The organism is Neisseria sp. HMSC065C04 (genome assembly GCF_001815375.1).
GTDB classification, from domain to species: Bacteria; Pseudomonadota; Gammaproteobacteria; order Burkholderiales; family Neisseriaceae; genus Neisseria; species Neisseria flavescens_D.
Genome location: NZ_KV820419.1, coordinates 292,542 through 308,924 on the forward strand (window position 1 = coordinate 292,542; position 16,383 = coordinate 308,924).

Annotated in this window: 30 protein-coding genes; 7 read left to right on the top strand and 23 right to left on the bottom strand. The window is 50.3% G+C overall.

The genetic code is table 11. From position 1 onward, the window contains the following. Window positions 1–305 precede the first annotated feature (305 nt). The 15 genes from HMPREF3022_RS08185 to HMPREF3022_RS08255 form a co-directional block, all read right to left on the bottom strand. Window positions 306–521 carry a hypothetical protein gene (locus tag HMPREF3022_RS08185; RefSeq protein WP_070765416.1) on the bottom strand — a complete coding sequence of 72 codons (216 nt, stop codon included), beginning with the start codon at window positions 519–521 and terminating at the stop codon, window positions 306–308. Window positions 522–732: 211 nt separating this feature from the next. Further along, on the bottom strand, window positions 733–3,012 hold the full coding sequence (locus tag HMPREF3022_RS08195; RefSeq protein WP_070765418.1) for a replication endonuclease: 2,280 nt from the start codon (window positions 3,010–3,012) through the stop codon (window positions 733–735). A 4-nt stretch (window positions 3,013–3,016) separates the two neighbouring features. Beyond that, the gene (locus HMPREF3022_RS08200; RefSeq protein ID WP_070765419.1) at window positions 3,017–3,364 is read right to left on the bottom strand and encodes a hypothetical protein; all 348 of its coding nucleotides are present in this window, start codon (window positions 3,362–3,364) and stop codon (window positions 3,017–3,019) included. Beyond that, entirely contained in the window at window positions 3,361–3,486 is a 126-nt protein-coding gene (locus HMPREF3022_RS11915; protein WP_283119065.1) for a hypothetical protein, read from the bottom strand. The genes HMPREF3022_RS08200 and HMPREF3022_RS11915 overlap by 4 nt, the downstream gene beginning before the upstream one ends. Continuing rightward, on the bottom strand, window positions 3,486–3,698 hold the full coding sequence (locus tag HMPREF3022_RS08205; protein ID WP_070765420.1) for a hypothetical protein: 213 nt from the start codon (window positions 3,696–3,698) through the stop codon (window positions 3,486–3,488). Before HMPREF3022_RS08205 ends, HMPREF3022_RS11915 begins: the two co-directional genes overlap by 1 nt. Before the next feature lie 11 nt (window positions 3,699–3,709). Next, on the bottom strand, window positions 3,710–3,952 hold the full coding sequence (locus HMPREF3022_RS08210; protein ID WP_070765421.1) for a head morphogeneis protein: 243 nt from the start codon (window positions 3,950–3,952) through the stop codon (window positions 3,710–3,712). 3 nt (window positions 3,953–3,955) lie between these two features. Beyond that, window positions 3,956–4,402 (bottom strand): nucleoside triphosphate pyrophosphohydrolase family protein, encoded by a 447-nt coding sequence (locus HMPREF3022_RS08215; protein WP_070765422.1) that lies wholly within the window; start codon window positions 4,400–4,402, stop codon window positions 3,956–3,958. 2 nt (window positions 4,403–4,404) lie between these two features. After that, window positions 4,405–4,617: a hypothetical protein gene (locus tag HMPREF3022_RS08220; RefSeq protein ID WP_070765423.1), complete on the bottom strand. Its 213-nt coding sequence runs from the start codon at window positions 4,615–4,617 to the stop codon at window positions 4,405–4,407. 32 nt (window positions 4,618–4,649) lie between these two features. Next, window positions 4,650–4,829: a hypothetical protein gene (locus tag HMPREF3022_RS08225; protein WP_070765424.1), complete on the bottom strand. Its 180-nt coding sequence runs from the start codon at window positions 4,827–4,829 to the stop codon at window positions 4,650–4,652. Then, on the bottom strand, window positions 4,826–5,038 hold the full coding sequence (locus HMPREF3022_RS08230; RefSeq protein ID WP_070765425.1) for a hypothetical protein: 213 nt from the start codon (window positions 5,036–5,038) through the stop codon (window positions 4,826–4,828). Before HMPREF3022_RS08230 ends, HMPREF3022_RS08225 begins: the two co-directional genes overlap by 4 nt. A 15-nt stretch (window positions 5,039–5,053) precedes the next feature. Beyond that, window positions 5,054–5,749: a DNA methyltransferase gene (locus HMPREF3022_RS08235; RefSeq protein ID WP_070765426.1), complete on the bottom strand. Its 696-nt coding sequence runs from the start codon at window positions 5,747–5,749 to the stop codon at window positions 5,054–5,056. A gap of 14 nt (window positions 5,750–5,763) precedes the next feature. Further along, a complete protein-coding gene (locus tag HMPREF3022_RS08240; protein ID WP_070765427.1) occupies window positions 5,764–6,201 on the bottom strand; it encodes a hypothetical protein in 438 nt (145 codons plus the stop codon). Between the two features lie 9 nt (window positions 6,202–6,210). Continuing rightward, the gene (locus HMPREF3022_RS08245; RefSeq protein ID WP_070765428.1) at window positions 6,211–6,528 is read right to left on the bottom strand and encodes an ogr/Delta-like zinc finger family protein; all 318 of its coding nucleotides are present in this window, start codon (window positions 6,526–6,528) and stop codon (window positions 6,211–6,213) included. Then, window positions 6,512–6,715 carry a hypothetical protein gene (locus tag HMPREF3022_RS08250; protein ID WP_070765429.1) on the bottom strand — a complete coding sequence of 68 codons (204 nt, stop codon included), beginning with the start codon at window positions 6,713–6,715 and terminating at the stop codon, window positions 6,512–6,514. Before HMPREF3022_RS08250 ends, HMPREF3022_RS08245 begins: the two co-directional genes overlap by 17 nt. A 19-nt stretch (window positions 6,716–6,734) precedes the next feature. Continuing rightward, on the bottom strand, window positions 6,735–6,956 hold the full coding sequence (locus HMPREF3022_RS08255; protein WP_070765430.1) for a hypothetical protein: 222 nt from the start codon (window positions 6,954–6,956) through the stop codon (window positions 6,735–6,737). Between the two features lie 92 nt (window positions 6,957–7,048). Here HMPREF3022_RS08255 and HMPREF3022_RS08260 point away from each other — a divergent pair, with 92 nt between their 5' ends. After that, window positions 7,049–7,327, top strand: coding sequence for a hypothetical protein (locus tag HMPREF3022_RS08260; protein ID WP_070765431.1), 279 nt, complete (start codon window positions 7,049–7,051; stop codon window positions 7,325–7,327). On the opposite strand, the gene HMPREF3022_RS08265 is transcribed toward HMPREF3022_RS08260, so the two are convergent. Next, window positions 7,291–7,479 carry a hypothetical protein gene (locus HMPREF3022_RS08265; protein WP_141756513.1) on the bottom strand — a complete coding sequence of 63 codons (189 nt, stop codon included), beginning with the start codon at window positions 7,477–7,479 and terminating at the stop codon, window positions 7,291–7,293. The two genes, HMPREF3022_RS08260 and HMPREF3022_RS08265, sit on opposite strands and share 37 nt — an antisense overlap. Before the next feature lie 38 nt (window positions 7,480–7,517). Continuing rightward, window positions 7,518–7,712, bottom strand: coding sequence for a YdaS family helix-turn-helix protein (locus tag HMPREF3022_RS08270; protein ID WP_070765433.1), 195 nt, complete (start codon window positions 7,710–7,712; stop codon window positions 7,518–7,520). 111 nt (window positions 7,713–7,823) lie between these two features. On the opposite strand from HMPREF3022_RS08270, the gene HMPREF3022_RS08275 reads away from it, so the two are divergent. The 6 genes from HMPREF3022_RS08275 (at window position 7,824) to HMPREF3022_RS08300 (ending at window position 10,617) form a co-directional block, all read left to right on the top strand. Continuing rightward, window positions 7,824–8,501: a helix-turn-helix domain-containing protein gene (locus HMPREF3022_RS08275; RefSeq protein ID WP_168166420.1), complete on the top strand. Its 678-nt coding sequence runs from the start codon at window positions 7,824–7,826 to the stop codon at window positions 8,499–8,501. A gap of 42 nt (window positions 8,502–8,543) precedes the next feature. Continuing rightward, the gene (locus tag HMPREF3022_RS08280) at window positions 8,544–9,341 is read left to right on the top strand and encodes a hypothetical protein (protein ID WP_070765435.1); all 798 of its coding nucleotides are present in this window, start codon (window positions 8,544–8,546) and stop codon (window positions 9,339–9,341) included. Between the two features lie 131 nt (window positions 9,342–9,472). After that, window positions 9,473–9,676 carry a hypothetical protein gene (locus HMPREF3022_RS08285; protein WP_070765436.1) on the top strand — a complete coding sequence of 68 codons (204 nt, stop codon included), beginning with the start codon at window positions 9,473–9,475 and terminating at the stop codon, window positions 9,674–9,676. A 46-nt stretch (window positions 9,677–9,722) separates the two neighbouring features. Continuing rightward, the gene (locus tag HMPREF3022_RS08290) at window positions 9,723–9,956 is read left to right on the top strand and encodes a hypothetical protein (protein ID WP_070765437.1); all 234 of its coding nucleotides are present in this window, start codon (window positions 9,723–9,725) and stop codon (window positions 9,954–9,956) included. Then, window positions 9,926–10,171, top strand: a complete 246-nt coding sequence (locus tag HMPREF3022_RS08295; protein WP_283119066.1) for a helix-turn-helix domain-containing protein — start codon at window positions 9,926–9,928, stop codon at window positions 10,169–10,171. The genes HMPREF3022_RS08290 and HMPREF3022_RS08295 overlap by 31 nt, the downstream gene beginning before the upstream one ends. A gap of 65 nt (window positions 10,172–10,236) precedes the next feature. Then, window positions 10,237–10,617, top strand: coding sequence for a hypothetical protein (locus HMPREF3022_RS08300; protein ID WP_070765439.1), 381 nt, complete (start codon window positions 10,237–10,239; stop codon window positions 10,615–10,617). Between the two features lie 70 nt (window positions 10,618–10,687). Here the strand turns inward: HMPREF3022_RS08300 and HMPREF3022_RS11760 are convergent, their stop codons facing one another. From HMPREF3022_RS11760 to HMPREF3022_RS11765, 6 genes are all read right to left on the bottom strand, one after another. After that, on the bottom strand, window positions 10,688–10,849 hold the full coding sequence (locus tag HMPREF3022_RS11760) for a hypothetical protein (RefSeq protein ID WP_168166421.1): 162 nt from the start codon (window positions 10,847–10,849) through the stop codon (window positions 10,688–10,690). Then, on the bottom strand, window positions 10,830–12,182 hold the full coding sequence (locus tag HMPREF3022_RS08305) for a contractile injection system protein, VgrG/Pvc8 family (RefSeq protein WP_070765440.1): 1,353 nt from the start codon (window positions 12,180–12,182) through the stop codon (window positions 10,830–10,832). The genes HMPREF3022_RS11760 and HMPREF3022_RS08305 overlap by 20 nt, the downstream gene beginning before the upstream one ends. A gap of 4 nt (window positions 12,183–12,186) precedes the next feature. Next, entirely contained in the window at window positions 12,187–12,639 is a 453-nt protein-coding gene (locus HMPREF3022_RS08310; RefSeq protein ID WP_070765441.1) for a phage tail protein, read from the bottom strand. Window positions 12,640–12,644: 5 nt separating this feature from the next. Continuing rightward, complete coding sequence (locus HMPREF3022_RS08315; protein WP_070765442.1) at window positions 12,645–15,425, bottom strand: phage tail tape measure protein; 2,781 nt, start codon at window positions 15,423–15,425, stop codon at window positions 12,645–12,647. A 245-nt stretch (window positions 15,426–15,670) separates the two neighbouring features. After that, on the bottom strand, window positions 15,671–16,021 hold the full coding sequence (locus HMPREF3022_RS08320) for a hypothetical protein (protein ID WP_070765443.1): 351 nt from the start codon (window positions 16,019–16,021) through the stop codon (window positions 15,671–15,673). 9 nt (window positions 16,022–16,030) lie between these two features. Beyond that, on the bottom strand, window positions 16,031–16,383 hold a 353-nt coding region (locus HMPREF3022_RS11765), incomplete at its 5' end, for an H-type lectin domain-containing protein (RefSeq protein ID WP_070765444.1).

Sequence of the window (16,383 nt, forward strand, 5' to 3'; positions counted from 1 at the left end):
AGAGAGGCCGTCTGAAAACTTTCAGACGGCCTTTAATCATTGAGGTTTAGTATAAGATAAGAATGAGTGGCAGGTTTCTGATTAGATGGTAATAGAAATAAAAGTGTAGTGTAATATTTTTAAGAAGAGCGGATATGAAAAAAGACACCGTTAGCTGGTGTCTTTAGTATCTGGCAGAGAGGAAGGCTATCAGATTCAATTTTAATTTATTGTTTTATATTGTATATTTTCTATTATTTGATTTGATACCAAATAAAATACCAAATAAAGATTTTAAAAAATGCCGTCTATTTGACGGCATTTTTTTATTCGTTTGTTTCTCTTGTATGTCTTTTGGATATTCTCCAGCCAATAAATATATATCGAACATTATTGTTCATGTACGATCCCCAATCATCTTTTTCAAAATCTGATTTAGGTAATTGGTAGGTTTCAATCATATATTTTTCAAACTCTTCTTTTTCTTTTCTTACATCGCTAAATTCCATTTTCTCAACCTTTCTTAAATCGTTAAATTCCATTTTCTCAACCTCCCAAAAACTCGTCTCTCATCCTAATAACATCTTCGCGCTTGTATAGGTTGTCTCGGCCGACTAGTTTCGGCTGGGGAATCAAACCGGCGCGGCGGCGGTGCCAGATTGTGGCTGTTGATGGCGGTTTTTTGCCTGGTATCGTCCAAAGCTCCTTGACCTGTTCAAGCGTGATGTACTCATTCATTCGTTTGCCCTCGTTTTAATCCAATTTTTCCAATTCTTCGCCGATTTTGGCCAGCAGCTCTTGGCCTCGTGCCAAGACGTCGTCAACCGTCCACACGCGTGGGCGCGGTTGGTAGCGTTGGCGGCGTTGTTGTTTGATGACCGGCGTGTCATCGGTCAGCGGTTTGACCATGCGCAGGCCGTCTAGGCGGCGCATGTAGTCTTTAAATTTCCAAATCGCCATAGATTTTTGACGAGCCGCGTCAGCGGCTTCGCGCGCGGCGGCGATGATTTTGTCTTGATCGGCTTTTTTCAGACGGCCTTTGCCTTGTTCTTCTTCGCCGTCAAAACCGTACAAATCAAAATCCCAGCTTTCATCCGGCAATATGTCCCAGTTTGGCAGGTCGTCGATTTCCTCGCAGGCGGCGAGGGTCTGCTCAATTTCTTCGGGAGTGGACGGAATCTTATAAGTTATCGTGTCGGAAACTGCCGCCAAATCTTCCTCGGAAATTTTCGTACAGTTATTGACACGAGTCCAAGCGGCGGCGGAGCCGCCGTATTTTAAAATCCACTCTTTCTCTCTTGAAATGAGGTATTCCCCCGTTTCAAGCTCGACGACGCCGCGCAGGATCGCGGCTTTCTCTTCGCCGTATTGGTTGCGCTCGTCTGTTTCTTCCTTGTACAAAGCCAACGGCAAATCGGCGCGCTTAACGAATGCGTAGTCCTCGCCGCCCAATAAAGCGACGAATTTGCCCCAGTCGCCCTGGTCGGCCGCGTGAACGGCGCGATACAGGAGCGAATCTTCGGCGTCAACATGGACGCGGCGCAGCTCTCGATAAAGAGTAACCGGCACGCCGCCGATTTGTTGGAATTGGCGGATGCCCCATTGCGAAGCCCACGCGCCGACGCGTTTTGCGGTTTCGGCGGCTGATGTGCCTGGCTCTGCCTCGTCATCGTCGCCCATGCTCTCGCCGGAGTTGGTCAGGCCGTCAATATTTTTGGAGACGTACTTTGCCAAATACGCGGCGGCGCAGCCTTTGGCCGGGTCGATGTCTTTGAAGTCAACACGAGCAGACGCGCGCGATTTTTGCCAAAAACGGAAGGAATAGTTTTCCCAAAACTCGTCCTCCGTCTTCATGGCGGCTTTGAGTTGGGCGAGGCTGATTTTCTTGCCCGATTCGCGCAGGATGGCTTCTTGGCGGCGGCGCGCCTCGGCGGTGCGCTCTTTGTCTGTCTCAAAATAATTTAAGCCCAGCTCTTCGCGGTCGGCGCGGCAGCCGTATTTAGCGACAACGCGGCGGAAAGCCTCCTTGTGCGCCTGCTCCATGAATAGCAGCAAATGCCAGTGCGGCGTTGCGTCATGGTGCGGCTCGGCAACGCGGAAGCCGTAGATACGGATACCGGCGCGTCCAAGATTGGCGCGAATCTGCGTCCAAACTTTTTGCAGGTAGTCTGCACCATCGCGCGGCGTGCTGCCGTCAAATTTCGGATTGTCGGCGCTATTTTTTGACAGTTTTTTATGAAAGCGGCTGGGGCAGGTCAGTGTGACCATGCAGCCGTAATGGCCATGCACGCGGCTGATTTCGTCGAATCCTCTCATCCGCGTCATCAGCTCCATGCGGCGGATAGCAGGATTTGCCATCGAATGCTCCCACAATTCTGCCAAGACGAATGATTCGCCTGTCTCTTCGCAGATTGCCTCGGCCTGCTCGAAAAACGCGCGCGCCTTGAGCTTGCGTTGCTCAAAGCGTTTAAATGCTTCATTTGAGATATACAAACCGGCGCGGCGGTGTACCATGCCGCATTCGCGCATGACGGCTTCAAATGCGCGATACAGGAATTTATAAAGCTGGCGTTTCCACCATTTTTTATCTTTCAGACGGCCTTTAATGCCGTCGATTCCCTCTGCCAGCAGCTCGTCGTCGTCGCTTTCTGCGGCTTTGGCGATTTTTCGCAGTTGCGGCTCAAATACTTCGGCGGGGCGGATGCCCTCTTTGTCTGCCGCGTCCATCATATGCTGATAGCTCATTCCCAGCATTTCTTTTTGCTCAAATTTGGCGGCCAAAGCCTGCGCTCTGGCTTCGATGGTCTCGTTATCTGCCGACAGGTCGAGGCCGTCGGGCAGGTGTAGATTTCGCACGGCGGCAAGCGCGCGCGCGGCCTCTTTGTCGGCTTTGACAGCGGCAGCCAAATCGGCCAGCCCTGTGGCAGGGTTGGCCGTGCGCTGCCAGCGGCTGATAACCACATGGGCCAGGCCGTGGGGCAGGGTCTTTTGTATGTCTTGCTCCAATACCGGAGCCATGTGGTAATAGGTCATTTCGTTAATCGTCTGCCCTTGTTGGGCCGTATGGGTTGTCAGGGAAAGGCCGCCAGTATGTGACCTCTGCTTCGGGGAATTTCCGCCCCTCTAAATTTTCGTATCGGTATTGGCCGTAGAAACCGGCCTGCACTCTCTCGCCGTCAAAAAATAAAATCTGTTGGTATTCAGGCGGTCGGCTCTGCGTTGTCATCCAAAAGCCAGCCTCGCCTATTTTTGCCCGTTGGCTCCAAGCCATCGCGGCGACTTGTGTCTCTCTGGAGTAGTAGCCGCCGCCCGGCTTTTGTTGAGGATTCATGCCGCGCTTGCGCGCCCATGCTTCAAAGTTTTTGGCCTCTAATTCGCGATTCATAGCTCATATTCTCTCTGCGTTTCCGCCCAAACTAGATATGCAAACCATAAAACCAACAGGGCGAGGGCGACTGCTACTGCGAAAATCGTCAGCAAAACCATAATCAGGAAAACAATATCCATCACGCGGCCTCTCGTACCAGATAAGCTGACGGCCAGCCGCGTCGGTTTCGTACTTCATACAGGGCGGCATTGACGGTCTTGTAGGGCTTTTTCTTGCCGCTGCCGTCGGCGTTGAGTTCGAGGACTGCTTCGCCGCCTGCCGTTGCGCTGATTTTTCCGATTTGCACGTCGTTGCCGTGTGGCTCGTAGTTCATGATTTTGTAAGTTTTCATCTTTCCTCCCTTCAAACTTTTACTACTTTCAAATCGCCTTCTTGGGCTGCTCCGATACGGTAAGACAATGTTCGTTCACGTTTTTCTTTAGGTCTAATATAGGCAACTTTAAATTCCATTACATCGGCAAACACAACTCCACCCCGTAGAGGTTCGTGAGTTATTGGCAAGTCGCCATGCTCTGCCTTCAATTCTTCCAATCGACTGATTAAGTCTGATATGCGCGGATTATTCGTCAAAATCCCATTTTCCATTTTTTATAACTCCTTATTTTTATTTAAAAACTTCGCTAAATCAGGCTTAAAGTAGCCGTCTGTTTTGGCGATTTTTCCGTTTTCATCAAATACCGGTACGCCGTCTTTGAATTTGCTCCAGTTGGATTTATTCACTTCGTCCAATGCGCCGGCCATATCAAAGCCCATCATGTAACCTACGCCGATTGCGGTTACAATCTGATCGCAAAGCGCGTCCAAAACCGCCGCTTTTTCTTTGCTGTCCATATTCTCGATGCCGCGTCTATATGACAAAAGATTAGTCTTGAACCTCAATTCTTGAGTAACAACATCGTCACAATAGAGATTCATGGCATGGCACATCTCTTTAATCTCTTCAAAATGGCAACCTATCTGCATCATCTGATTTTCAATCTTCGGTTGTGGCACTGCTTTTCCGAACCACTCCTTAATACTTTCCAATGTATTCATTTTTAATCCTTTATTTTAAATAAACGCTTAACCCAAGAATCCCGACACAATACAGGCAACCTTGCTACAACTTCGCCTTCATAAACCGCCATGGCCTGCGCCCGAATCTTCCGCTTCGCCTCTTCGACGCTGTCAGCAAATACAGACGTCACCCAATATTTACCGCCAAACTTGTATTTAAATGTGAACTCTCTCTGCTTTGAATTTTTACTCATTTTCTGCCGCCTGTCGGATTACCCGATAAAACCTAATTAATATTTCCCATTCTCGCCGCCCAATCGGCGATTTCCTTTTCCGTGTATTCCACCTCGTTGCGGCGGTCTGTCTCTTCGTGTAGCCATTCGGCGACGATTTGCGCCGCCTCGTGGGGCAGGATGTGGGCGACTTGCCAGAGTGGGATGTCGTTAAACAATTCCTGCACCGTCATCGCACTGCCTCCGCGTCGCCCTGTGTCGGGTCGTATTCCGGGCTTTCGTAGTCGGCGGCAGCTTGGGCTTCGGCTTCGCGCGCCTGAATGTCCAAGACTGTGGGCGTTTCGGCGGCGGTTTTGGCTTCAGACGGCATCATGGCCATCAATGCCCAAATCGCCAAAGCCATCGCGATGATGTCGAGGATGTAGCGGATTCTGATTTTCATGATTAATCCTTGTATTTATTCAAAATAACTCACAATGTCTTTAATTAAATCAACAGGTATAGATGACCTCACGATATGACGGCTTCCTTTCCATGCGTTAAATGCGAATTTCGCACGGTTTGCCTGTTTTAAATTCATCGCTATGCCGGAAGCAAAGCCAGTTCTCTTAAGTGGGAAATCATCGCTATATGCGGCGTAACAGGCTACGTTCTTCACAAAACTCAACCCCTCGCGCTCCAACTTTTCAAAAATCATTGATGATTGGGGATTCTCGATAACAAACGGGATTCCCAAAGCCTTAACCAATTCAGCTGTGAACAACGCTGTTAAATCGCCATTCACTCCCTTCCTCAAATATCTAGAATAGACAGCCGGAATTTCAGGGGCGTTACGCTCAACCAATTTACGGACTGACACATACGGGTGTTTTTTCCAGTTTTGAAAAGTTCGTAACGCTAGGCTGTTTTTATCTCGATAAGCGTTTCCGTTATCGCCTGCGGTTGCGAAGCTCCAAGATTCACACGGCGGGCTTGCCATCAGTAAATCAAACGGAGTTTTTTTGTGCATATCGACAAGTTTTTTTATATTTTTCAAGTCTGATAAATCCATCACAATATCGGCGTTTCCAATCCCTACCGATACGACATCATGGTCGGGCAGTGCCTTTTTTACGCTCCCGTTGCCATCATCAAATAAAGCTAAAATTCTCATCTTTTTCTTTCCCTTTAATTGCCTCTGATGGCGCGGCGGTCTGTGATGGGCGGCCGCTGCTTGGCTTGTACTGTTCCGATTTTCTTTACTACTTCGTCCACGCCCATTTTGTTGGCGGCGTAGCCTGCGCTTCGGACGCGGTTGTCGAGGTCGAGCAGGTAATGGTTTATTTCGTTGGCTGTCAGGTTTGGCATCCCCAGCCCGTAGGCGACATTGATGGTATTGACCGATTGCACCAACTGGCGAAGCTGGGCGACGATTTCCTGCACTTTCTCGACTTGCTCCACCTGCCCCAGCGTCATGGTCATGGCGGCCAGCTCGTTGGCTGTGTAGGCTGGTTTCGGCTGGCTCGGCATGGCGTCGCGCTCTAGGGCATTAAAAATCTTGGCTTGCTTGGATTTGGCGGCGGCCAGCGTTTGGCGGATGCTTTGCATGGTTTGTTGCTGATTCATGTTTTCCCCCTAGGGCAGCAGCGTTTCCTGCTGCTTGAGTTTGATGTCTTCTTCCACTGCCTTGAGTGTTTCGCCGTGTATTTCCGGCGGCTCGTTGCTCTCTTGGGCGTAGAATCGGCTGCCTTTTTGTATCGTGCCGGTAATCTCGAAATATCCTGTTCCAGTCCATCCGCAGAGTGGATTGGTGCAACGTAGGTAAAACAGGCGCGTCAGGATGGTTTGGCGCGTGGACGCGTAAACGACACAAGGCTCTTCGCAGCATGGGCAGGCTTGCTGCGCCAATTTCAGACGGCCTTTTTCGTGTTGGTTTCTATTTTTGACCGTCATGGGCTTGCTCCCTTGCGTAAACCACTAGGCCGCCGCCGTGTTTGCGGTAGGTCGCCGTTGCGCGGATGTTTGGAAAGCGTTTCATCGGCTCGGCGCGGCGGAAGTTTTCGGCTTCGCGGTCGGTCAGCTCATGGCGCGCGATTTCTTGATGCTTGGCGTTTACGATGATTAATTGATTGTTTGACATATCCCCACCTTTTATTTTTTTAAATTAAACCGTGTTTCAGCTCGACGTCTGTCCTGGCTGCCGCGTAGGCGCGCAGGTAGGTTTCTGCGTACTCTAGGGCAGCTTCGGCGGCAAATTCGCTTAACGATTTATTCGCCGCGCAGGCCGCCGATTCCATCAGGTCAAGCTCTTCGCCGTAGAATTTGACCTCGACGGCGGCAGTTGTAACCGTGTGGATGTATCCGATATTTGTTTTGCACATTTTTTTGCTCCGTTTAGATATGCAGATTGCTTGTATTCATTCTGCGTTTTCCCTAAGATTGAATCTCTCACCAAACAACTTAAGGACCTTAAATGTCTATTGATAAATACCTTACCGAAGCGCGCCCCGATTTTGATGATGCAGTCAGCCGATTGCTTGAATCACATCCCGACTACTTCGAGGCTCCCGACTACCGGCTTTGCATTCTTCACGATGGGAAGCCTTACCGCTCTATCGCCTTCGATCACGATTACCACTTTGAAATCCTCGACATCTTTTACGACATCGGCCTGCGTGATATTGGCTGGCGCGGCGATGGCAAGGCGGTCAAAGGTTACGCGCTGGCATTTGATTTGATTGCCAATACCTGACCCGAATATTTGAAGCCATAGGCTCTTACTTCGGACATGCGCGGCGGCTCATATTTCGGACTCATGGCCGCCGCTTTTTCACGCCCTGCGGTTTCCACCGTATGCAGCCAAACGGCTGACAAAATGCGGCGGCCGGTTGTTTTGGGTTTCATTGCTGACATTTTCTTGCTCCGGTTTCGGTAAAAGTAAATTATAAAAATACGTCTGGTCTTAAATCTTCGCGGCGTACGCCATATCCCAGCTTTTCGATTTCTACTGCGATTTCAGCAGGGATTTTGTTTCTTCCTTTTACCCAACTATTTACAGTAGAACGCTTTTTCCCTAGTTTCGCGGCAAGGGCGGCTTGACCGCCTGCGGCTTTAATTGCTTTGTCTAAATTGTTCATTTTTGCTCCTTAAGTTCAACAAAGTATATTTTAAATATCCTAAAAAGTAAACTTTTAGTAGCCGTTTTTTGTCTATTTAGAATTTACAATGCTGAAAACATGGAGAATTTTATGACTTATGATTTGGCAAAATGGGCTACTGAAGCGAGAAAAGCAGCAGGCATGACCCAAGAAGATTTTGCTTTTGAGCTTGGTTTCTCGACAAAAGCGAGCGTCAATGCGATTGAGAAAGGGCGGAATAAGCCAACGTTTGAAACAATGGTAAAAATATCTGAAATTTCAGGATTCCCATTGCCTTATCAGGACGATTTCCATATGAAAAGGCCGTCTGAAAGTTCAGACGGCATCGAAACGGCGCGCTTGGATTTATTCGACGTTGCCGCCTCGTGTGGCAGCGGCCATCTCAACGCCGACTATCCTGAATTGCTGCACTCGCTGGAGATTCCGAAGTCGGCGCTGAAAGAGTTGCTCGGCACGGATAATCTGCACGGCGTGAAGCTGATGTCGCCCGACGGAGACAGCATGGAGCCGACGATACCGCCGAAGTCGATCACTTTAATCAAAACTGATGTCGTGGAGTTTGAATCTAGCGGCGTGTACTTATTTACTTTTCAGGGCTACACATACATCAAACGCCTGGCGCGCGGCAAAGCAGGCGTGATACATGTGACGAGCGATAACCCGATTTACGGCAAATCCGACTTTGTCATCGAGCCGGAAGAATTTGACGATTTGTTTATTCACGGCAAATTTTGGAAAGTCCTGCCGTTGAATTTTTTGGATATTTAGTTTTATCAACCAAACTTAGAGAAAAAAAGAAGGGAAACTCACATGATGTTTATTATTGGAATTTTGTTGTTTTTGTTTGGCTTCGCGATGGCGGTAGCCGGATTTATCGGCATTATTTTTCCGAAGCTCTTGAAAGACAGGAAAACCGGAGCGATTCAAACGCGCGGCTTTTGGGCGAAGTCGCTGGCTTTGGGTCTGGCCATGTTTGTCGGCGGCTCGTTGCTGATGGTCGATGATGACGATGCGAAGCAGACGGCGGCGGATACCCAAACCGAAACGCGGCCAGCCGATGACAGCGCCTCCAATCCTACCAGCGAGAAAGGCTATGATTTGACCATCAACACGCCGAAAAAAGAGCTGCCCATCAGCTTTGAAGAGCTGCGCCAACGGATCAACAGCCAGATGGCGCGTTTTGATTATCCGAAAACCAAGCCTATCCCGAAAAATGCCCAGCCAACCGGCGAGAAAGACTCGGTCAATCTTGTTTATCAGCATACGGCCTCTGAAAGCCTAAGCATGATTATTTCTGCCAGCCCGGAAAACAAAAAGCCGCGCGGAATACTCATTCTTGCCGCGCCGTCGGCAACAGGTGACGGCGCGGAATTGCTGGGCTTGTTTGGGAAATCCATCGCCATCTTGACTGCGCCTATTTCCGACGACGCAGCAAAAAGTAAGGAGTTGTCCGCCAAACTTTTAAAAATGAGCGTCAAACTGGCGGAGGATTTCAATAAGAATCCGGAGGAACAAGCAAAGGATTCTTATACTGAAGATGGCATCACATATGGTATCGCCATCACGCCGGGGATGCCTGTTATGTTCAATCTGTCGCTGGACGAATAAAAAAATGCCGTTCGTGTGATTTTTTTTGAAAAAGTGCTTGCATTACCGCATTAGGCGCGGTAATATACACACATGGATTCAGCGCAGCCGCGCAAACCGCGCCTCGGGTAATCAGGGGTAAGGAAATTAAAATGGAAATTATCAAAACTGGTTCATATCGTCTTGAAAAACTGTCAGGAAACACTTATAAAGTTTACCGCCATCAATATGCAATCGGCACTTTGACAGAATATGGCGAAGTTGAACTTACTGACGAAATCATCAAGGGTTATGAGAAAAAGCCTCATAGCGGATACTGGGTTTCAGAAATTGAAAAAATCATTAAAAACAGATAAAAGATAAGCCGCCTGAAATATGGCGGCTTTTTTGAAAGGAAAAATAATGGCTCATCCAAATAGAAACTGGCAGCGGAAATGGTCGGTTGATTTTGAAACGCAAACGGCCAGCCATGAAGATGGCTGGGTTTTTGAGTTTTCAAAGGTTACCGACGGCGTGTTTGACGGGCGGCTGATTGCCCAGCCTGAAAACCTCACTTTAGAGCAAATCAAAAACGCGCCCCGCATTGCCAAAGAAGCAGGCGAAGCATGGGAACGCGCGCGAAGAAATCGACAATAGGGGGATTTATGATTGAAAACGCGGAGTTTGGCTACACGCCAAACAATTTGAAAGCCCTGCGCCAAAAGTATGGGCTGACGCAGCAGGCAGCGGCCGACCTTATTGGGACTAATATCGCTACATGGCAAAGATGGGAGGCTGGGATAGAGCTTAAAAGCCATGCCGACATGCCTCACATGAAATGGATTCAGCTTTTACAAAATCTAACGATGTAATCCTTGCATTACCGCATTTAATGCGGTAATATACACACATGGACCTACTACGAGCGACAAATAAAATGAACGAAATTCAAAAAATTATCAACATCATTGAAAATGACGATGATTGTTTTGCTTTTTATGGCATTCGTGCTACTACCGAAGAACATAGAGCCGGAGAAGAGTTGAGTAATTCATTTGTTTGGATTGATGGCGAAAAAACCGAAGAAGAGTTAGACGGAATCAGCACTATGGGAATTAAAGATTTGACCGAAGAAGCTGTTATTCGTGCAATTAAATGCCTTGGCCGTGATGCTTGTGAACATTTCGGCGTGAAAGCAAATGTTTTCCATAGTTATGTTGGTCAGAATTTTGTTTTGATTAAAGGCGAATCGGCCGCCGCTGGCGAAGACAACGGCGAATGGGTAATCCGAAATCCTGTTGTTGTAGCTGTATTGTGATAAATCTCGATCATTATTTAATCTATTAAAAACAGAGGCCGTCTGAAATTCAGACGGCCTTTTTGTCGGGCTAATATTTTATTTGGCGCATGGCTTGATAATTGGCGAGTTCGCGCTCGGCGTGATTGAATGCGTCGATGTCGGCGGCTTCGCTGGCTTCTCGGCTTTTTTGTTGCCAGTATTGGATTTTTTCGTTTATCCATGCGTATGGATCATGAGCTTTGTTTTCCATTTTTTATAATCTCCGTAGTCTCGCCTGTCGGCTGGAAGTTGTTGGTCGGCGCGTCTTCGTAGAGCGTGATGTCGGGGACGATGCGCGCTTCAAATTGTATGCTTGCGGTATAGCCGCCGCTGTCGATTTTATGCGAAACCTCGGTAATCAGCCAAGCCTCCGCGTCGATTTCGGGCTTGAAGCCTTTGACGACGGCAGGCGTTTCGGGGTAGAGGTCGGGGCGGCCGACGGCGAGTGTAATGCTAAATTCGGCAACGCCGCGCTGTATTTTTTTAAATGCGCCGCGCGCGCCTGACCATGCGCCGCTTTCTGTGGCATACAGATGGCGCAGGGTTTTGATTTTTTGGCCTTCGGTGTTGACTTTGCGATTATCGATCACGGTTTTTGTTGTCGTGACTTTTTTTGTTGTGTACTGCCTGCCTTTTTTGCCTTTTACCGTCTTGCCCTTGGTGGCTTTGCCTTTTTGGGTTTTGCCTTTTACGGCTTTTCCTTTGATGATTTTTGTCTCGCTGACTGTTTTTTTATTGGGGTAGGCGTTGTCTTTGTTGACGAGGACTTCTTTTTTTTGCCCGGTCTTTTTGTCGGTGTAATAGGCGCGCACGGCCTGATAACTGTTGCTGCTGGAGTAGGTAAAGCTGTGGCTGTCGCCGCTGGTGCGCGTGATGGTGGTGGGCAGGATGGGCTGGCCGCTGGCGGTTTGGCTTTCGCCTGCCGGGATAAATAAGAGCTTGCCGTTTTTTATGGTGGCGATGGCGTCGTACTGTTCGGCGAGGCGGCTCATAAACGACGCGTCGGATTCGTTGGTCTGGTCGATGTGTTCGATTTTCTGGTTTTGGTAATCCTTGCTAATGATGTATTCGTACTTGTGCTTTTGGGCGATGGTCTCGATGATTTGGTAGAGCGTCTGTTTGTGCCAGCTTTTCTCGACTTGCTCGGCGAGGGCTTTGGCAAGGTCGGCGGCGCGCGCGGTAATGCTTAGGCGGTCGGGGCTTCCTGATGCGGTAAATTCGGATACTAGATATTCGCCTTTTTCGACAAGGCCAGTTTCTTGGTAGCCCAGTTTGAGCGTGATTTTGCTGCCTGTTTTTGGGATGGCGATTGTGCCGTCGTGGTCGTCCAGTTCGATGGTCAGCTCGTCGGCTTCAAAGCCGCGCTTGTCGGTCAGGCTGATGCTGATGATGCGGCTCATGGCCTGCGTGCCAAAGCGTCGGCCGTCTATGGTCAGCTCGGCCGCCGGCGTGAGATGCCGGGCGTTTTTGCCGCTGACTTCGTCAAAGATTTTGGCGGCGGCTTTTTGGGCGGCGGCGCTGATGGAATCAAAATTTAATTGCATGGCGTTAAATCCCTGTCAGGTTTCGGACGACGGAGACGGCGACGTTGAGGGCGGCGCCTTCGAGGCCAAGCGATTTGTCGGAAACTTTTTTCAGGCTCATGCTGAAAGAGATGGCGCGCGCGCTGCCGTCTTGGTTTAGCTGGCTGCCGCGCTCTTGGATGTTTGTGATGACGTAGCTGCCCATGATTTTGCCGTGTCCCATGATGAGGGTGTATGGCTTGCCGGTGGCCGCCATCATGCGCAGGGCTTCGATGCTGCCTGTGCCGCCTGTGACTTCGGGGCGCAGCTCGGCTTCGATGGTCATTTCTTCGGGGTCTTTGCCTGTAAATTGGGCAGGAGGCATGGTGCCGACGGTTGCTTGGTTTGGGTGTTTCCATGCCTGGCTGCGGCTGTATTGATTAAAAGGGATGGTGCGCATTAAAAACACAAACATTCCAAGGCTGCCTAATAAAACCATTTGATTTAGTCCTTATCAAAAAATGAGGAATTGCGGCGGCGCTGCTTGGCTTGGCTGCGCTCGTTGAGCTTGGCCATGATGGCGTTGACGAGGCTCTGCTCGCTCATGCCGGGCGCGGCGTGAACGTTGATTGTGATGTTGTCGCCTGCCATGCTGACGGCGTGGGGCGCGGCATTGAATCGGGTCGGGCTGGGCAGGGCGGTTTTGCGGCCGTCTGAAAATCCCAGTCCTAAGCGGTTGCCGATGTTGGCGAGTACGCCTGCGCCGCCGCGTCGGATGGCTTCGACTGCCTGCCAGCCGCCGAATTTTGCGACGTCGCGCTGACTAAATACGACTTCGCCTTTGTGGACGATGCCGGCCGCCTCGTTGACACGGCCTGCGCCTGTGTAGCCGCCTGTCGAGTAGCCCTTGCCGTCAAATACCTTACCTACTTTGGCGATACCGCCGCTAATCATGCTGCCGATACTGCTGAATTTTTCACGCAAATAGGCTAATTTTGATGTCACGCCGTTGATGATTTGTTGGATAAGATTCCTGCCTGCCGCCAAAAATCGGCTGCCCAAGCCTTGAAGATAACCCAGTATTGAGTTGAACTTGCTGGAAATGTACTGTACCAACGGCATGGAGCGGATGTAGTTTGCCATTGCGGCAAATCCAGCCAAGACGCGCGCCTTGATGTTTGATACCAGCGAGGAAATATAAGACACGCCGCTATTCCATGTTGCGGAAATCGACGCCCAAAGGTTGGCAAAAAATGTCTTGATGACGCCCCAGTTATTAACAATCAGGCGCGCGATACCGATAAACGGGAAGACAAAATTTAAAATCGGGTTTTTGGAGAATACGTTGTTTATCCAATTCCAGCCCGAAATCAGGGCGGCTTTGACGGTCTCCCAGTTGCGCCATAACAAAACGATGGCAGTGACGGCGAGGATAGCCCAGCCGAATGGGTTGGTTACGAGGAAAACGGCGGCTTTGGCGCCGAAGCCTAGTAGCGCCATGCCCAGACGGCCAATCCAGCCGATGATGGTGGAAATCGCGCCGCCGCCGCCTGAAAAGACGCCGAATAGGCTGAAGAATGAGAATTTAGCCAGGGCGATGGGGACGAGGACGGCGGAAATGGCCGCGCCGATGCCTGTGACGACGGTCAGAAAAATGCCGATGGCGGCGACGATTTTCATGATGGTGTTGGCAGTCTCTGGATTTTGGGCGGCCCAGTTGCTTAATTTCTCATTGATGTCGCCAATCCATTTGGTCAGCTCTTTTAATTCGGGCGCGATGGATTCGCCCATTTTGGCTAAAAAGTTGGTAAACGTGCCACTCGCCGCGTCCCATAAGTTGGTCAGCGTGCCTAATTGGTCGTTGACGCGCTGATTAAGGCTGGCTTGGGCTTCCATTTTTTTGGCAAATTCTTCGTAGCCTGCCTTGCCTTTCTCAATCATCGTATTCAGGGCTTGCAGCGTCTCGGCATCGTCTCCAAAGATGCCTTGAAGAATCTGGAGGCGTTGCTCGGTGTTGATGGTTTTTAATTTGGCCAATTGCTCGTACATTTTGTCCAAGCCGCCAAATTCGCCTTGGCCGTTGGTAAAGTCGAGGGAGATGCCTGTCCCTTTTGTGACCTTATCGATTTTTTTTGTATCCATCATGCGTGTGAATACTTTACGCATGGCGTTGCCTGCCGATTCGCCCGACAGTCCTGCTTGGTCGAGCATACCGACGAGCGGAGACATCATCTTCATGGCGGCTTCGCCCTTGATTTTGAGGGTATCGAGGGCGGGGGAGAGTTTGGAAAACGCGCCCAAGATGTTGCTGTCGTCCGTGCCTGCGTAGTAGAGGCGTTGGACTTGGTCCATGATGGCCAGCATTTCTTTTTCCGTGCCGCGCGTTGCGTCTTGCAGCTTGGCGGCCATCTCGGCGGCGGCTTCGGGGCTTTTTTTGAGTTGGACGGACAAAAGTGCGGCGGCTTCGCCCGTGCCGCCCAAGACGGTCTGCGCGCTCATGCCTTGACGGATCAGCATGGTCATCAGGTTTTTAAAGTCGGCCGTCGTACCCGGCAGGCGGTCGCCCAAGCGCGTGGCCAGATTGTCGATGTCTTTATATTGGGCGGAGACTTTGCCGGTATTGTCCATCATGGCCGCGCGCAGGTCGGTGGATGCGGTTTCGGTGTCGGCGTAGGCTTGGACCGGCGCGGAGAGGACGTTGCGCGTGGTGTCGGCAATGCCGCGCGCGGTGTACATCAGGCCGACGGCGCGCATTCCGGCTTCGGTCATTTGGGACTTGGCGGCGGCGGCTTTATCTCGTGCCGCCATCGCTTTCTGTTGACGTTGCAGGGCAGCTTCGGTTTTCTTCGCGGCTTGCTCTAATTGTTTTTGAGCTGCGGCCGCGTCTTTTGTGACGACGCCGTGTTTTTTCAGCTCGGCGTTGATTTCTTCGATTTTTTGTTGGTAGCGGCTTTGGCTATTTTGCAGTTTTTCTTGGGCTGCTTGCAGTTTTTCTAAGTTTCGCGCCTGCGCTTTGGTTGGCACGCCTGTCTTGGCGATTTCGTCTTTTATTGCTTTTTGGGCAAGCCTGTTTTCCATCAGGGCTTTGGTTTGCTCTTTTATTTTCGCAGTTAGCTGCACGCGTTGCGTCAGCCTTGCTTGCGCGCGCTCGTAGCCTTTCATCTCGCCTTCGAGTTTGTCGAGCGTCTGCCCCAATACATCGCCTGCACTCCGTAGCTTTTTAAAAGCCGCGCTGGCTTTGTCGGTGGCCGACATGATGATTTTTAATTCGAGGCTTTTTGACATGATGATTTGTCCTGTTTTTTGATTACAAAAGGCCGTCTGAAATATTCAGGCGGCCTTTGTTTACTCTTCGGGCATGTTGATTTGAATTGCCTTGTGCGTCCACTCAATCAGCTCGGCGATGTTGCATTGCTCGAACTTGTCGAGGCTGCCGAAGGTCGCCGCGCATTGGGCGAGGCAGTCGTTGACTAAGTTGTAATACTTTTTCTCTTCGTCTGCCGCCGCCTGATAGATGTCGGCTTCGCCGCTTAGGATTCGGGCGACGTGTTCGGCTCGGAATTTGAGCTTTGGGAGTAGCCCAAGTCCTGCAAGGCTGCCTCCATCTCGGCTTTGGCTGACGGCGGCGCTGAAAAAAAATCAATGGCAACGTTTAAGACTTGAGCGTCTGACATGCTCAATTTGCCATAGGCGACACGCGTCAGCGGCGGCGTTGAGATCTTGGCCAGCAGCTTTTGGATGGTGTCTGTATGTTTAACTTTAATCAAATCCTGACCTAAGCCCTCCATGTCTTTGGCCAGCGGCTCGCGCAGGGTGTAGCGGTCGCCGGTGGAAAGCTCGATTGACAGGGTGTTGTCGTCGTTGATTTTGATGGTTTGCATTGATTGCTCCTAGTTGGATTTTAAGATGGCGGCGCGATACCAAACGCCTTTTAATTCGGGGCTGTAATTGGTTGCCAAGTCAAAGCCTGACGCGGTCACGTTTTGGATGTATTGCAAGCGCGCCGAATTGCTGCGGATGTCTAAGCAAGCCTCGAAAATATCGGGGCGGCGGCTGAATGGTTTGGGGAAAGACACTGTGGCCGGCGTGTTGTTTTCGGGAATAAAGCCGAAATTCTCACGCGCGATGTAGCCTTCCTGTATTTCACTATATGGCGATTCTGCTTTTGGGGCTGGTCGGTTTTCCAAAGCAGTGAGGCGGCGTTTCAGTTCGCTGTCGTCGTAGACAGTGTCTCTGTCTTGAC

Coding starts and splice junctions, on each gene's coding strand:
- HMPREF3022_RS08200 (WP_070765419.1), bottom strand. CDS start 3,364: ATGAATCGCGAATTAGAGGCCAAAAACTTTGAAGCATGGGCGCGCAAG.
- HMPREF3022_RS08250 (WP_070765429.1), bottom strand. CDS start 6,715: ATGTCAAACAATCAATTAATCATCGTAAACGCCAAGCATCAAGAAATC.
- HMPREF3022_RS08265 (WP_141756513.1), bottom strand. CDS start 7,479: ATGAAACCCAAAACAACCGGCCGCCGCATTTTGTCAGCCGTTTGGCTG.
- HMPREF3022_RS08290 (WP_070765437.1), top strand. CDS start 9,723: ATGGCTCATCCAAATAGAAACTGGCAGCGGAAATGGTCGGTTGATTTT.
- HMPREF3022_RS08220 (WP_070765423.1), bottom strand. CDS start 4,617: ATGAGTAAAAATTCAAAGCAGAGAGAGTTCACATTTAAATACAAGTTT.
- HMPREF3022_RS08255 (WP_070765430.1), bottom strand. CDS start 6,956: ATGTGCAAAACAAATATCGGATACATCCACACGGTTACAACTGCCGCC.
- HMPREF3022_RS08230 (WP_070765425.1), bottom strand. CDS start 5,038: ATGAAAATCAGAATCCGCTACATCCTCGACATCATCGCGATGGCTTTG.
- HMPREF3022_RS08310 (WP_070765441.1), bottom strand. CDS start 12,639: ATGGTTTTATTAGGCAGCCTTGGAATGTTTGTGTTTTTAATGCGCACC.
- HMPREF3022_RS08260 (WP_070765431.1), top strand. CDS start 7,049: ATGTCTATTGATAAATACCTTACCGAAGCGCGCCCCGATTTTGATGAT.
- HMPREF3022_RS08275 (WP_168166420.1), top strand. CDS start 7,824: ATGACTTATGATTTGGCAAAATGGGCTACTGAAGCGAGAAAAGCAGCA.
- HMPREF3022_RS08235 (WP_070765426.1), bottom strand. CDS start 5,749: ATGAGAATTTTAGCTTTATTTGATGATGGCAACGGGAGCGTAAAAAAG.
- HMPREF3022_RS08225 (WP_070765424.1), bottom strand. CDS start 4,829: ATGACGGTGCAGGAATTGTTTAACGACATCCCACTCTGGCAAGTCGCC.
- HMPREF3022_RS08295 (WP_283119066.1), top strand. CDS start 9,926: ATGGGAACGCGCGCGAAGAAATCGACAATAGGGGGATTTATGATTGAA.
- HMPREF3022_RS08315 (WP_070765442.1), bottom strand. CDS start 15,425: ATGTCAAAAAGCCTCGAATTAAAAATCATCATGTCGGCCACCGACAAA.
- HMPREF3022_RS08270 (WP_070765433.1), bottom strand. CDS start 7,712: ATGAACAATTTAGACAAAGCAATTAAAGCCGCAGGCGGTCAAGCCGCC.
- HMPREF3022_RS08320 (WP_070765443.1), bottom strand. CDS start 16,021: ATGCAAACCATCAAAATCAACGACGACAACACCCTGTCAATCGAGCTT.
- HMPREF3022_RS08185 (WP_070765416.1), bottom strand. CDS start 521: ATGGAATTTAACGATTTAAGAAAGGTTGAGAAAATGGAATTTAGCGAT.
- HMPREF3022_RS11915 (WP_283119065.1), bottom strand. CDS start 3,486: ATGGATATTGTTTTCCTGATTATGGTTTTGCTGACGATTTTCGCAGTA.
- HMPREF3022_RS08280 (WP_070765435.1), top strand. CDS start 8,544: ATGATGTTTATTATTGGAATTTTGTTGTTTTTGTTTGGCTTCGCGATG.
- HMPREF3022_RS08305 (WP_070765440.1), bottom strand. CDS start 12,182: ATGCAATTAAATTTTGATTCCATCAGCGCCGCCGCCCAAAAAGCCGCC.
- HMPREF3022_RS11760 (WP_168166421.1), bottom strand. CDS start 10,849: ATGGAAAACAAAGCTCATGATCCATACGCATGGATAAACGAAAAAATC.
- HMPREF3022_RS08300 (WP_070765439.1), top strand. CDS start 10,237: ATGAACGAAATTCAAAAAATTATCAACATCATTGAAAATGACGATGAT.
- HMPREF3022_RS08195 (WP_070765418.1), bottom strand. CDS start 3,012: ATGACCTATTACCACATGGCTCCGGTATTGGAGCAAGACATACAAAAG.
- HMPREF3022_RS08285 (WP_070765436.1), top strand. CDS start 9,473: ATGGAAATTATCAAAACTGGTTCATATCGTCTTGAAAAACTGTCAGGA.
- HMPREF3022_RS08215 (WP_070765422.1), bottom strand. CDS start 4,402: ATGAATACATTGGAAAGTATTAAGGAGTGGTTCGGAAAAGCAGTGCCA.
- HMPREF3022_RS08240 (WP_070765427.1), bottom strand. CDS start 6,201: ATGAATCAGCAACAAACCATGCAAAGCATCCGCCAAACGCTGGCCGCC.
- HMPREF3022_RS08210 (WP_070765421.1), bottom strand. CDS start 3,952: ATGGAAAATGGGATTTTGACGAATAATCCGCGCATATCAGACTTAATC.
- HMPREF3022_RS08205 (WP_070765420.1), bottom strand. CDS start 3,698: ATGAAAACTTACAAAATCATGAACTACGAGCCACACGGCAACGACGTG.
- HMPREF3022_RS08245 (WP_070765428.1), bottom strand. CDS start 6,528: ATGACGGTCAAAAATAGAAACCAACACGAAAAAGGCCGTCTGAAATTG.